Annotated in this window: 7 protein-coding genes and 3 pseudogenes; 5 read left to right on the plus strand and 5 right to left on the minus strand. The window is 56.1% G+C overall.

Annotated elements, in window-relative coordinates; genetic code table 11:
• Positions 1–370 precede the first annotated feature (370 nt).
• Positions 371–1018: a PEP-CTERM sorting domain-containing protein gene (locus OZ656_RS07480; RefSeq protein ID WP_379945148.1), complete on the minus strand. Its 648-nt coding sequence runs from the start codon at positions 1016–1018 to the stop codon at positions 371–373.
• Positions 1019–1835: 817 nt separating this feature from the next.
• Between OZ656_RS07480 and OZ656_RS07485 the strand changes: the two are divergent.
• From OZ656_RS07485 to OZ656_RS07495, 3 genes and pseudogenes are all read left to right on the plus strand, one after another.
• Positions 1836–2768 (plus strand): annotated as a pseudogene (locus tag OZ656_RS07485) (transposase); the annotation flags it as partial.
• A 318-nt stretch (positions 2769–3086) separates the two neighbouring features.
• Positions 3087–3785 (plus strand): hypothetical protein, encoded by a 699-nt coding sequence (locus OZ656_RS07490; protein ID WP_379945149.1) that lies wholly within the window; start codon positions 3087–3089, stop codon positions 3783–3785.
• A complete protein-coding gene (locus OZ656_RS07495) occupies positions 3778–4764 on the plus strand; it encodes a hypothetical protein (RefSeq protein WP_203788567.1) in 987 nt (328 codons plus the stop codon). Before OZ656_RS07490 ends, OZ656_RS07495 begins: the two co-directional genes overlap by 8 nt.
• A 283-nt stretch (positions 4765–5047) precedes the next feature.
• On the opposite strand, the pseudogene OZ656_RS07500 reads toward OZ656_RS07495, so the two are convergent.
• A pseudogene (locus OZ656_RS07500) lies at positions 5048–5941 on the minus strand (transposase); the annotation flags it as partial.
• A 1-nt stretch (position 5942) separates the two neighbouring features.
• Here OZ656_RS07500 and OZ656_RS07505 point away from each other — a divergent pair.
• A pseudogene (locus OZ656_RS07505) lies at positions 5943–6407 on the plus strand (transposase); the annotation flags it as partial.
• 284 nt (positions 6408–6691) lie between these two features.
• Positions 6692–8185 carry an IS91 family transposase gene (locus OZ656_RS07510; RefSeq protein ID WP_379945150.1) on the plus strand — a complete coding sequence of 498 codons (1494 nt, stop codon included), beginning with the start codon at positions 6692–6694 and terminating at the stop codon, positions 8183–8185.
• 336 nt (positions 8186–8521) lie between these two features.
• Here OZ656_RS07510 and istB read toward each other — a convergent pair whose 3' ends face one another.
• From istB to OZ656_RS07525, 3 genes are all read right to left on the minus strand, one after another.
• Positions 8522–9277 (minus strand): IS21-like element helper ATPase IstB, encoded by a 756-nt coding sequence (gene istB, locus OZ656_RS07515; protein ID WP_375172571.1) that lies wholly within the window; start codon positions 9275–9277, stop codon positions 8522–8524.
• A gap of 14 nt (positions 9278–9291) precedes the next feature.
• Positions 9292–10815: an IS21 family transposase gene (gene istA / locus OZ656_RS07520; protein ID WP_375172572.1), complete on the minus strand. Its 1524-nt coding sequence runs from the start codon at positions 10813–10815 to the stop codon at positions 9292–9294.
• Positions 10816–11476: 661 nt separating this feature from the next.
• Positions 11477–13606 (minus strand): hypothetical protein, encoded by a 2130-nt coding sequence (locus OZ656_RS07525; protein ID WP_278351265.1) that lies wholly within the window; start codon positions 13604–13606, stop codon positions 11477–11479.
• Positions 13607–13708 lie beyond the last annotated feature (102 nt).

The raw sequence follows: 13708 nt of genomic DNA on the forward strand, positions 1-13708 counted from the left end.
GCTTTGCGACCATCCCGTATTCCGGTCGGCACCGTAACCAAAGCCGCGAGTTGCTCCCTCAGTTCACCCTGAGTTGGTTAGGAAACGAGCCTTCATGATCCTGGTAAGCGGTCAAATGGCGTCACAAACGAAGCGCGAGGTAGTGTGTTCTGTTCAATTGGGCGGCTTCACCATCTGAGAAGCAAATCAGACGTTGCCGGCCAGGACCTGAAGCTATCATTCGTTGTAAAACCGCCCAATTGACGGGATTAGAACCTAAACAAGGCCATCCTCTGGTGTTGCTTGCTTACGGCATGCATCAAAAGAGTCTTTTTCAGTGTCCAGAAAGCCGCGGTCAAAACAGAACCGCGGCTAACAGGAAAACTGCACGTTAACATTTGCGCCGACGTGAGCGACTTATCAACGCGACCAAGCCAAAAGCTAACAAACCTAACGTCCCCGGCTCTGGGACGGGTTTTGGATCGGTTGGGCTCGACAATTCTGCGGTAAAACCAATGTTTTGAAAATCGACCTGGCGGTTGGATCCCGTAAGAAACGCCGTAACATATTGAACGTTTAACGGAGCGGCTAGAGTAATATCCTGAGCGGTGATTCCTGGAGCAGTGCCTAGATCTGGCAAAACTTGCAAAATGCCCACCTGAGAATTCGCGGAATTGAAAAAGGTGAACTCGATATTGTCGACATCATAGTTTTCACCTGTGTAATTCCAGAAGTGCAGAGTGTTTAGATCGTACTCCTGCCCAAAGTCAAATGAGAGTTCCAAGCCCCCGCCGATCTCATAAGCTGTATACCAAATATGTGTTGTTTGATTGTGGAACTCCTCGGAAGTCGCGCTAGGCGCGTCAATCACTTTGTTGATCGTTTGGCCGCTTGCGAAGGTGTTGTTATAAGAACCCGGCGACGTGCCCGAGCCTACTGCAACCGTTATATTGGACTCGTTCAGGTAAATAGGCGCCGCTACAGCATTTACCGCACCCCAGACAAAAAATGCCACTAAACTGTTCAGTAATAGTCTCATTAGCATCTCGATGTTCCTCTCCATTGGTGGTTCGCGATAGTGTCTAAGCAAAGGTGACGCCAAAGATGTCAAATCCCTTTAGATCAATGGTCTCTCATTGATACCGTCCGTACTCGTGTAAAGAAAATTGACGACAAGAACTACAAACGACGAGGTTTGAACGGGCAAGTTGCGTTGCGGTTTAATAAGAAGATCTTCCATTGAAACAGTGGGGGGGGGGAGGTGAACGAGGTCGCGCGGCCCAGGAAAAGGCCCGTTTTGTGGTCAAAACTGTCAGTAGCGGCACCGAAAAAAGGACCGCCTTGAGAACAAAGCACAGGCGTTACGCCCGAATCTGAATGTCCGATTTGCGACCAAAGCTGAAAATGCCTGCTTGGATGGTGCTGCGAGGCTGTGCCATGAAGGTAGTTAGGTGCAAACTGTGCAAAGGTCACTTTAGTCACTCAGTCCACTGAGGACGAGCAGGGCGCAGGCGAGGCGTGAACGAAGGAGCATGCCGGATTCTCGTATTGTAGAGGCGATGGTGGATGGGTGCCGGGCACCGTGCCAGTGGTTTAGCCGATTCTGGCGGGGAACTCAAGCACCATCGCCTGGCCCATGCGCCGGATCAGGACGTGTTACCATTGCCGTTTCTTACAGAAGTGTAAAAATTTCCGACAGAGTCCGCCCGATGTGCTAACCGACTGAAGAAGCTTTTGCTTGGCGCGAAGCCGTTTACCGCTTGGTCTGGGTGGAGGGTGCCCGCTACCCCAGGCTCGACTTCATCATCCACAACGCGCAAGTCAACGAAATTGCCGACCGGACTTCCTCCGACCGGCTGCTGTTTCTCGACGGCGTTTACGCGGAGGACAAATACGGCGTCATGCGCTTTCACCGCGTCAAAGCCCCCACGATAGAGGAACTCAGCTCTCTGGTGCATCAGCTCTCTCATCGCGTCACTCGGGTTCTGGAGAAAAAAGGCTGGCTGCAACGTGACGATGAAAACACCTATTTACTTCTGGATGCCATCGATCAGGAGGATGATGCCCTCGGCCAGTTGCAAGGGCATTCGATCACTTACCGCATCGCAATGGGGCCGCAGAAAGGACGCAAGGTGTTCACCTTGCAAAGCCTGCCACCCCGTCTGGATACCCCCAGAGTATCAGACCGTGTGGCCAAACAAGCGGGATTTTCCTTGCACGCCGGAGTCATGGCCGAAGCCCACCAACGTGACGTGCTGGAACGGCTGTGCCGCTACATTTCTCGGCCCGCGGTGTCGGAAAAGCAGCTGGCGCTCACCAGCAATGGCAAAGTTCGCTATGAACTGAAGACGCCGTACCGTGATGGCACCACGCATGTGTTTTTCGATCCCCTGGATTTCATGGCGCGGCTAGCGGCGCTGGTGCCGAAACCGCGTGTGAACCTGACGCGGTTCCACGGTATTTTCGCCCCCAACAGTAAACCTCGGGCGCTGATCACGCCAGCAAAAAGAGGCAAGGGGAGGAAACTTGCGAAACAGGGATGCTCAGAAAAGACCATTGCCGAACGCCGCAAAGCCATGACCTGGATGCAACGATTGAAGCGCGTTTTCAACATCGACATAGAAAAGTGCGAGCTTTGCGGCGGGCACGTCAAGGTGGTCTCCTGTATCGAAGACCCTGCCGTGATCGAGAAGATTCTGCAACATCTGGCGATGAAGGAATCGCTGCCGTTACCCCGCGTCCATGAAGCGAGGGCGCCGCCGGATCAGGCGGCGCTGTTCCAGCTCTAAACCACCACTCTTTCTCCTTCACCAACGACTTGCCCCAACACGGCAGGATGAGACGCGCCTGCTGGGTGCATCTTTCAAGAAAACCGATGAAAAACCGACAGCCAATACCTACGCTACCGAACGGAAAAGGCTGAATTCTGGCTCCGAAAGGACCTTTGGGCCGTTCATGCACGGATTTCATATGATAGGATTTCAGCGAAAAGGCGCTTTATTTGTCCTATACCCCCTCAGCGCCTTGAAAGCAGAGCTAGATGCACAGATTCAACAAGGCAAACGTATTCGGCTGCGCTAGCCAGATACCAAGGATTGGAGCGGTGTATGGACAGACTGGAAAAGATAGAAGCCCGCCGACTGATTCTGAGTTGGAAGGACCGCTGGACGCAGACAACACAGCAGCGCCTCGAAGTCGAGTCGCGGCAGCTGCAGGGCGAGCTGCACGCCAAAATCGACCAAATCAGTTTTTGGGATGCACTTTTTTCCGGCCGGTATCTGCGCAACACCATTCAGCCGCTCTTTACCGAGTGGTGCCAAACCAAAGCCACGGAATTGAGAATGGCGGCAGAGCAAGACCTGCAATCAGTCGTAGCGCGAGCCATCCCCGAGGAGGATTTCACCCCCTCTCTGGACGGACATAGCAGCAAGGGCACACTGCTGGATGTAGGCATTGCAGCCATTTCAACCGGTCTTACTGCCGCGACCATTCCAGCGGTTGTCGCCTTTTCTACAACCACTGTATCGGTAGGTGGTCTGCTTGGGTTTCTGGGCGTCACCACGACGGTACTCGTGACACGTAACTTAATCGCCGGCCTGGTAGTCCTGGGGTTCCTATTCCTGATAGCCCTGCTGCGCTTCAAAAGCATCAAGCGCAATGCCCGCAGCCGCCTGAAGGCCAGGGTCGACAAACAGATCATCAAGAAAATCCACTTCAGTAAAAAAGAACGATCACTGGCGATGGGCATGACCAAAATGCTCGAAAACACTGCGGACACGCTGATCAAGGAACTGCGCCATGGTTGAGCAGATCCTGTTTGAGGTGCCCACAAAGTTTGCCAGCGGTATTGCCGATGGCAGCATCGTGCGCATCGGTACGCTGCTTAAGGACAGTATGTCCGGTCAGATTCTCAGCCACGTTCAGGAAACCGGCTTGGCCCAGAAGCTTCTCAGCAACGCCAGCCTCTTGCCGTTTTCCCCATTGAGCGCCCTGGACCTGGCGTCCTCTGGTTACGCCAACGTCCAGCTGCATCAACTCAAAACCATGGTGGAAGGGCTGCAGATGCTGCAGTACGCCAACATCGGCCTTGCCGCCACCGGGCTTGGGGTAAGCGTGTTGGGCTTTATGCTGATCAACCAAAAGCTCAAAGGGCTCGAAAGCGCCATCGCTCAGCTATCCACTCAGATGGACAAGCACTTCCAAGAGCTGGCAGAAAAACACCTGCGGCATAAGTTCGCCAATATATACGTGCTGTTTGAGCGGGCCGAACAGGCCTCGTTTTTGCGCAGCCCGGCGCAAGAATGGCTGACCATCGAAGGCCAGCTCGCCATGGAAAGCGGCTTCCTAAGAAGCGAGATCGGCCATCACCTGACCCAGAACAGCTTCCACTACGACTGGTTCAATAAAATGACCAGCGCGCTGGCAATGTGTAATGCCGCTCGCATTCAGTGCCTGCTGCAAGCCAACGAGATGAGCGCCGCTCAGCATGCCTCCACGGTTATTGCCGATAACTACAGCGACCTGTTTGACCCGCTCAGCGCCACACAACTTGCGGCAAGAATGACCGAAGCGGAACAAGACTCGCGAGAGGATGACCTGCACCTGTTCAAGTCCAACCAAGCCAAAGCAGCGCAGGTAATGTTGGGCCTACGCGAGATGACCGATGCCGCGATGACGCAACCGTTGCTGCTCGAACATCTCGGAAGCAGAGAAATCAGTGGCCAGGCTTACCTGAACGCAGTCAACGCTCAGGATCAACATCCCATCATTCTGTTGACCCCATAATGCCGCTCTAAGGCCAAGGCATGGCGCACTCCAAAGCGCCTGCCTTATGCCAGTAAACACATCAGGATTCGTGAAACAGGCCGCCGCACAAAAAAAATGGTAATAATGCCAATCTGCGCAATAAAAACAGGATTCGCACAAAGTTTCCTAAGCGCAAAACGGTATTCAAGAAGGAACTGAGCCATGCAACCGGTCGGGTACAACCGCCTGCTTCAGGAGTCGACAGTCAAGGCGCTGCCACCTGCGCGCCTGGCGGAAGTCCGTGCAGTCACCCGCAAGGAGGTTATCGGCCACACCCTGGCCCGGATTCCCAACACGCCAGATCGACCAGTTTTTGGGCCCATTTCCGGATGGGCCTCTGTAATCCAGGTATACCAAGGGATTTGAGCCATAAAAGACGCGCCAGGATCTGCGCGATCTTCTTCATATTCTGGGCAGCGGCGGCCAACAGGCACTGTTCACGCACTATCGAGAGCCCTCGCAATCGAGCGTAACGATGACCATGCAACTGTTTGGCATCGGCGAACGACCGCTCCACGTCCTGTCGTCGTTTGTAGAGCGCCTTGCCCCACGGGGTTAACCGGTAACTATCTGTTCGGTCTTTGCTGTCCTGCCAGACATGCCGGGTAAGCACTTTGACGTGGTTGGCGCTGCGCGTGCATTGACTTAATAGTGGGCAGTCTTTGCAGTGAGCCGGATTGGACTTGTACTCACGGTAGCCCAGCCGATTGGTCGTGGCGTAGGTCAGTTGCTGACCTTGCGGGCAGCGATACGTATTCGTTTCAGCGTCATAGGTGAAGGCCCGCTTTGGGAGATAGCCCTTGGGCTTGTTTGGTCGCCGGTAACCCATGACCCCATAGATGCCCCGGTCTTCCAGGCCCTTGCAGATACCTGCCGTGTAGTAACCCGCATCCAGGCCCACACCCCAGACATCGAAGCCAAATCGCTCACATTGTCGATCGAGCCGGTCGAGGTAGGGGCGGCTGTCGTGCAGGTTGGCCGGCGTGGCGTAGCTGTCGGTGATGATGGCGTTGCGGCCATCGACGGTGCGGTGATCAAGGTAGAAGAAGCTCTTGGGCTTGCCTTCCCGAACCATATAGCCACTGTCCGGATCGGTACGGCTGATCTTGGTGTTTTTGGTCTTGGCTGGCTGCTCGGACAGCTTCGTTTTCAAGGGCCAGTTGAGCTACCTGGGCCATGTGCTGATGGAGCACCGCAGCGGTCTGGTGCGCGGTGCCCATGTGACCCTGGCCAGTGGTCGTGGTGAGCGCGAAGCCGCGCTGACGCTGCTGGGGAAACTGGATGGTCGGCGGCGGCGCACCTTGGCTGCGGACAAGGCCTACGACACAACAGACTTCGTGGCCGCTTGTCGCGCCCTCGGCGTAACGCCCCATGTGGCGCAGAACACCCGTGGCCGGCGTAGTGCCATTGATGGCCGCACCACGCGCCATGTCGGCTACGGTCTGAGTCAGAAGATCCGTGCCTGGATCGAAACCCACTTCGGCTGGCTCAAGTCAGCGGCAGGCCTGCGCCAGGTGAAGCAACGCGGACTGGAACGTGTCGACGCACTGTTCCAGCTGGCCATGGCGGCCAGCAACCTGGTACGCCTGCCGAAATTGCTGGCTGCAGGCACAGCGGCATGAACGCGCTGACAGGAGAGGTGCGCCCGGTGTCCGCCAAATCGGGCTGTTTCACCGGCCTGACGGCCTGAGTAAGGCTTATTCGACCGCGATCACTGCCTCCACAACGCAGTGCGCGCAGTCATTACACCGAATTTCAACAGGCTGCTAACTTCTCAGCAAAATATAAACACTACATCACCCTGGCATCCAGCCTGCGTCCGAGCATCGGCACCCCTTTCTGCCCCTGTCCAAACCTCTGAGCAATTGTTAAGCTGTATATGCGTACAGCATCAAGGGATTGCATCATGCCATTGGCCAGGATGGCCGCGCCTGCTCCGACGCGCCCCTACGAGCGCCACCGGCCAGAAGAAACGCTGCTCTATCAACTCATCGAAACCCATTACCCCGCGTTTCGTGCCCAGCTCGAAGCTCAAGGACAAACGCTGCCTGCCTTCGTTAAGCAGGAGTTCGACGAGTTCCTCAAATGCGGTCGGCTTGATTACGGATTCTTGCGGGTGTGCTGCGAAGATTGCAAGCATGAACGCCTGGTTGCTTTCAGTTGCAAACGACGGGGGTTCTGCCCGAGTTGCGGTGCTCGGCGAATGGCGGAGTCCGCCGCCTTGCTGGTTGATGAAGTGCTGCCGAAAGAGCCCATCTGGCAGTGGGTGCTGAGTTTCCCCTACGAATTGCGTTTTCTGCTTGCCCAGCAACCCGCCATGATGGGCAAAGTGCTGGAGATCGTCTATCGCACGGTGGCCACCCACTTGGTCAAGAAGGCCGGGTTCAACAAGCGTACTGCCCATACCGGGGCTGTCACCCTGATTCAACGCTTCGGCTCTGCACTGAACTTGAACATTCATTTTCACATGCTGTTTCTCGACGGCGTTTACGCGGAGGACAAATACGGCGTCATGCGCTTTCACCGCGTCAAAGCCCCCACGATAGAGGAACTCAGCTCTCTGGTGCATCAGCTCTCTCATCGCGTCACTCGGGTTCTGGAGAAAAAAGGCTGGCTGCAACGTGACGATGAAAACACCTATTTACTTCTGGATGCCATCGATCAGGAGGATGATGCCCTCGGCCAGTTGCAAGGGCATTCGATCACTTACCGCATCGCAATGGGGCCGCAGAAAGGACGCAAGGTGTTCACCTTGCAAAGCCTGCCACCCCGTCTGGATACCCCCAGAGTATCAGACCGTGTGGCCAAACAAGCGGGATTTTCCTTGCACGCCGGAGTCATGGCCGAAGCCCACCAACGTGACGTGCTGGAACGGCTGTGCCGCTACATTTCTCGGCCCGCGGTGTCGGAAAAGCAGCTGGCGCTCACCAGCAATGGCAAAGTTCGCTATGAACTGAAGACGCCGTACCGTGATGGCACCACGCATGTGTTTTTCGATCCCCTGGATTTCATGGCGCGGCTAGCGGCGCTGGTGCCGAAACCGCGTGTGAACCTGACGCGGTTCCACGGTATTTTCGCCCCCAACAGTAAACCTCGGGCGCTGATCACGCCAGCAAAAAGAGGCAAGGGGAGGAAACTTGCGAAACAGGGATGCTCAGAAAAGACCATTGCCGAACGCCGCAAAGCCATGACCTGGATGCAACGATTGAAGCGCGTTTTCAACATCGACATAGAAAAGTGCGAGCTTTGCGGCGGGCACGTCAAGGTGGTCTCCTGTATCGAAGACCCTGCCGTGATCGAGAAGATTCTGCAACATCTGGCGATGAAGGAATCGCTGCCGTTACCCCGCGTCCATGAAGCGAGGGCGCCGCCGGATCAGGCGGCGCTGTTCCAGCTCTAAACCACCACTCTTTCTCCTTCACCAACGACTTGCCCCAACACGGCAGGATGAGACGCGCCTGCTGGGTGCATCTTTCAAGAAAACCGATGAAAAACCGACAGCCAATACCTACGCTACCGAACGGAAAAGGCTGAATTCTGGCTCCGAAAGGACCTTTGGGCCGTTCATGCACGGATTTCATATGATAGGATTTCAGCGAAAAGGCGCTTTATTTGTCCTATACCCCACTATGCCTGCTACCTGTGCGTATTCCGGCGAACGTGACCGGTCATTCCGGGGATCGTGACCGATTCGCACACGGCCATCACGCTGGAGCTAGTTTTGTACTCTGAGCGGTCACGATGGGTCAACCGATTCCGTGTTTTGTGCTTTCGCTTTTCGCAGTGATTCCCCCTTCAGATTGAGTCGGTGAGCGCCGTGCAGGAGCCTGTCCAGAATGGCGTCGGCGAGCGTGGCGGAGCCGATGTAGTCGTGCCAGTGTTCGGTTGGTAACTGGCTGGCGATGAGCGTTGAGCCTCGCCCGTGCCGGTCTTCAATCACTTCCATCAGATCCTGTCGTTGTTGCGCGGTTACCTTCTGCATGCCCCAGTCGTCCAGGATCAGCAGGTCGGTCTTCAGCAACTGGTTCATCAGCCGCGCGTAGCTGCCATCGCCGTGGGCGATGCGCACCTGATCGAACAGGCGCGGCACTCGCAAGTAGCGAACCGAGAGCCCCTGCCGGCAGGCCTGGTTGCCCAGGGCGCACGCCAGCCAGGTCTTGCCACAACCGGTCGGGCCGGTGATGCACAGGTTCAGGGATTGGCGGATCCAGTCACAGCTGGCCAGGCCCGCCATGCGGGAGCGTTCCAGCCCCCGTGGATGGCGGTAATCGATGTCTTCCACGCAGGCAGGCACTCGCAACCGGGCTGCCTTCAGCAGCCGCTCTAATCGGCGGTTTTCCCGGTGCAGCACCTCCCGGTCGATCAGTAAGGCCAGGCGTTCCTCGAACGCCAGGTCGTGGGTGTCGGGCTGTGCCCGTTGTTGTTCCAAGGCATCGCACATGCCTGTCAACTTGAGCTGGCGCAGGGTGTCGAGGGTGTTTTGAGTCAACATCAGTTTCTCCGGTATCAGTGGTAGTAGCGGGACCCGCGAACGTTGGTGTGAACGGGCAGATCGGCCAGTTCCGGTTCTTCCTCGTTCAGTGGCAGAGGCAGCTGATCCAGACCCTGCTTCAGGATCGAGCTGATGCTCTGGTAGCTTGCCGAGTTGATGGCCAGTGCTCGGCTACAGGCCTGCTCCAAGCGGTCACGGCTGTAGCGTCGACTCAGGTTCAACAGCCCCAGGCAGGCCCGGTAGCCATGCTCGGGATGCGGACGATCCTTGAGCTGTCGCTGTACCACGTCGAGCGTGGCGGGACCGATGTCAGTGGCCCAGTTCAGGAACCGCCCGGGCGACCAGTTCTGATGGGCCTGATGGGACTTAGGCATGTGCTCGGTCAGGGTGACGAAGCGGCCCTTGCCATGCCGAGGGTGCAGGGCCACCCGCTGGCCTTTGTGCATGACCTCAACGGACGTATCGGTAACCCGAACATCTAGCTTCACCCCCACTAGGGCGTGAGGCACGCTGTACAGGCGTTTGTCGATCTCGATGTGGTAGTCGATGCCGGGTCGCGCCTTGCGCCACTCGGCATAGACGTAAGGTGTTGCAGGCAGAGGCCTCAGTGCTGGACGATCCAGTGCCTCGAACAGGCTCTGGCGGCTCTCGGAGCGTCCCTGGAACGGGCGCTGATTCAGGGCCGGTAACAGATCCGCAATGGCCGTATTCAGTTCGGCCAGGGAGAAGAACATCCGGTGCCGTAACCGGGCCAGTATCCAGCGCTCGACCAGCAACACGGCGGCTTCGGCCTTCGCTTTATCCTTGGGTTTGTAAGGGCGTGCTGGCAATACGGCGGTCTGGTAGTGGGCGGCCAGTTCGGCGTAGGTCTCGTTGATCTGAGGCGTGTATCGGTCTGCCTTGGTAACCGCTGCCTTGAGATTGTCGGGCACCAACAGCTCAGCTACCCCGCCGTAGAACGCCAGCATCCGCTGGTGGGAGGCGATCCAGTCCGGCAGGCTCTGGCTCCAGGTGGCCTCGGCGAAGGTGTAGCTGGACGCGCCCAGCACGGCCACAAAGACCTGGGCCTTGCGCATCTCACCGGTGCTGCGGTCCACCACTGGCACGGTGGGACCGCAGTAGTCGATAAAGATCTTCTCACCGGCCCGGTGGACCTGGCGCATGCTGCGCCTCTGCCGGCCGCGCCAGAGCCGGTAGTGATGGCAGAACTGGCTGTACCGGCGGGCCTTGTCGCCGTGGCGCTCCACATATTCGGCCCAGAGCAGTTGCAGGGTGACGCCCTTGGTCTTCAGCTCCTGATGGACCTGGAAGTAGTCGGGTTCAGCAAATCGAGATGGGGGTGTCTTGGCCGGGAACAGCAGGGCCTCTAACCGTACTTCATCCGTGCCTTCCGGCAACGGCCAGGTGATGCCCTGCGCAGTGGCCAGGCTGACATACTTGCCGACCACGCCCTTGGAGAGCCCGCAGGCACGGGCAATGCGCTCATGGCTTAGGCCCGCTTCGTACTTGAGGCGCAAGACCTCGATGATCTGTCGCATGGAAATCCTCGCTGCCGGCATCCGCCCTTCCTCGTGATGAAAAAGAAACAGGTATGCCGGATAAAGTTGAAGAATTCCAGCGTGTTGGCAGTGATTCCGGAGGAACGTGACCGGTGATTCCGGCATCGTGACCGGCGATTCCGGAAAAGCACCCGAAATCGGTCACGATAAAACGGAATCAGTGGTCACGATCGCCCGGAACAGGCGGTCACGTTCAAACGGAATGGGTGGTCACGATGGGCCGGAATACGCAACCTGTCAGATTTGGCAGTTCATCAGAGTTATCAGCGGTCAGGAATAGGCAAACGACTGCAGTCACTGACCTAGGAGCAACTGGGGCCGCTCTGCAAATTAATACTCATCGCTGCACCGGCAGCCAACTCGTATTATGGTCAGATTGGTTACACGCACAATGACCGCTGTTGGGTTCTGGATGCGGGGGTGACCGTTGGCAATTAACAAGTCGCAGCAGTACGCGGCCTACGGCCGCCGGACACCCTTTCCGTGGCTCCTTCGTCGCCACTCCAAGGGTGCCGCTGTGCTCAGCGTTATTCCGAAATCTGAACGTTCGCTTTGCGACCCGAGGAGCCACTTGACCGCATGTCGGAGAGTTTTTCTGCCTTTTCGCTATGATGTCCGGGCGGGCCGAACTGTCGATCAGTTATGCGGGATGGGACAATCGTTGACGAATCCGCTTGACCGCATCTTTCCCGAACTTTTTTCGAGCCCGCATTTCGATGGAATTGAGGGTCAGGGGCTTCTCTGAGCCTTCCCACTCATATTGCCTATGGATGCCGCTGATGGTCTGACCTGGCTTCAGGCGAAGGCCTAACAGTCTGCCCATGGCGTCCGCTTGTTTCCAGGTCCAAGGCTTGTTCTGCCCCGGCTGGTATACGAAAGGGACTGCTAAACCTTGCTTAATTCGGTTCCGCCGAATACGGTTCAAGCCATCGTAGCTACGGGTGATCTCCACGCCATCAAACCGCCATCGATGCAGTGTCTTAACCGAGGAAAATTCTGCATCTAGAAACTCTCCACCCAGATCCGCTGCGAGCTTTTGGGCATCTTGTTTTTTTTTCCGGTGATCACCCCGGCACTGATCGCAGGCTACGTAGGATGGTGAGGTGCTAACCTTCTCTTCAAGGCGCTCCAACTGATAAATCGTCCTCTTCAGGCGATGGAAAGCATCTTCCTGGCACTGTAGTTCGAATCTTCCGCATGCCCTCCGAGAAGGATTGGCGACGATGACGAAGCCGAGGACTTTGCACAAACGCTCAGCCCTTTTTACTAACCCCACGAAAAAAGCTTGATCGGCCGCAAGCTTAAGTTGCGAGGAAATTACTTGCCTGCAAAAGGAGCACCACCGGCCCTCGAACTGCGGGTCTTTTTGACGGCTTTTAATCTGTAGAAAACTCAATTCGTTGGGCCAGTGACAGCTGTCGCAAAAAAAACGATGCTTCACCGTAGCGTTTTGATACTGGCCGTCAGTGAGGTTGACACGAACTGAGCTGTGTTCGCGTAACCAGCGCTCAAACTCCGCCTCTGAATCAGCTAGTTTCTGCAACGCTAAACGCTCTGCGGCGCAGGATGGGCACCAGGTGTCCTGATATATAATGGAGGCCGGCTTTGTTGTCCATTCGGAATGTTCCGAATGCCCACACCAAATGGATACGTGCGAATCTATACCGAAAAAATCCGAGAGCAGTTCCCCACCACGATCCTCTATTTTTTTAAGAAGTGTATGTCGCATCTCGTGCGCCCTGTAAATCTTGGCGAGATCAAGCAGGCTTCGGTCATAAGCCGGCACCTCAAGGCCCGCTTCGCGAATTGCTTCCTCAACGTGATCAAACATTCTATCCGGCGCCCAGCCCGGGTTTAGGTCCCAGACTAGGATAAGAGCAATGTTCCGCTGCTCAGCGATTTTCGCTTTATCTTCATCACGACCTTGCTGTTCTGGTTTGAGGTGATATTTGCTTTGGACTTCCAAAGCGATGCTTCCACTCTCATTCAACCCATCAAACTCTAAGCGTTCGTTTGTTTTGGAAGACCGGAGCCAGTCGGGACGGACCTTCTTCATCGGTTCCTCAATAATGATTTCCACGATGGTCCGAGTGATGACTTCAGGGAGTGATTTGTGTAAATCATGGCACTGTTGGCACCAACTTCCCCCCCGCAGTTTATCGAGTGAGACAGCAGCTTCATGACCATAAGGACAGAAAAAGTGAATCCGCGTGGAACTGTTTTGGTAGACCGCATCAGGCGCAAGGCGCCCTCCGCGTTTCTCTATGTGCACCCGGGCATCCAGCGCGCCACGTATCCGGCGTTGGAAATTGCCGAGCTTTGTGGTGGTTAATGAATCAATCTCCGAAAACAGGATAGTCGCGTTGCTCTCACTTGCGATTTTCTTACACGTCGGGCACCCGTGGAAGGCATAGTTCAGTTCGTGCAGCTGTGGTGAATATGATGTATCACAGACGACGCACCGCACGGGAAGTGGAACCCCACGATGGATTCTTGACGGAACGTTCGAAGCCGAGGCCCATTCGACACGGCCCTCAGTGATTGCCTGCAGAATCCTGGGCGCGTCAACGTGAGGTCGATGCAGCCGAATGGTAGAGCGAAAACTCGTACAGAGTGGGCAATTAGGCTCATTTCTTGCCAATGTACCACCGCCGCAAATGACCTGAACACCACAGGGCTTATGCTCGGCTACCCAGTCGTCGGATATTTTTGATGCGCCATTCGGCAGAATCTTCCAGGCGCTAGCCCGATCGAAAAGTCGTTTCTCCATGGACTGCTGTCCTACTCGGCATGATTTTCCCCTCTTTTTTTGATCACACACTGAACCCTGACACATCACGTGATCAGGACGTGTTGCGAGGGATTGAATATT

Source organism: Marinobacter sp. LM1, from assembly GCF_042763285.1.
Taxonomy (GTDB): Bacteria; Pseudomonadota; Gammaproteobacteria; order Pseudomonadales; family Oleiphilaceae; genus Marinobacter; species Marinobacter nauticus.

Bases quoted from the DNA above. Each gene is read 5' to 3' on its own strand.
- OZ656_RS07480 (WP_379945148.1), bottom strand. From the start codon at position 1,018: ATGAGACTATTACTGAACAGTTTAGTGGCATTTTTTGTCTGGGGTGCG.
- OZ656_RS07490 (WP_379945149.1), top strand. From the start codon at position 3,087: ATGGACAGACTGGAAAAGATAGAAGCCCGCCGACTGATTCTGAGTTGG.
- OZ656_RS07495 (WP_203788567.1), top strand. From the start codon at position 3,778: ATGGTTGAGCAGATCCTGTTTGAGGTGCCCACAAAGTTTGCCAGCGGT.
- OZ656_RS07510 (WP_379945150.1), top strand. From the start codon at position 6,692: ATGCCATTGGCCAGGATGGCCGCGCCTGCTCCGACGCGCCCCTACGAG.
- istB (WP_375172571.1), bottom strand. From the start codon at position 9,277: ATGTTGACTCAAAACACCCTCGACACCCTGCGCCAGCTCAAGTTGACA.
- istA (WP_375172572.1), bottom strand. From the start codon at position 10,815: ATGCGACAGATCATCGAGGTCTTGCGCCTCAAGTACGAAGCGGGCCTA.
- OZ656_RS07525 (WP_278351265.1), bottom strand. From the start codon at position 13,606: ATGGAGAAACGACTTTTCGATCGGGCTAGCGCCTGGAAGATTCTGCCG.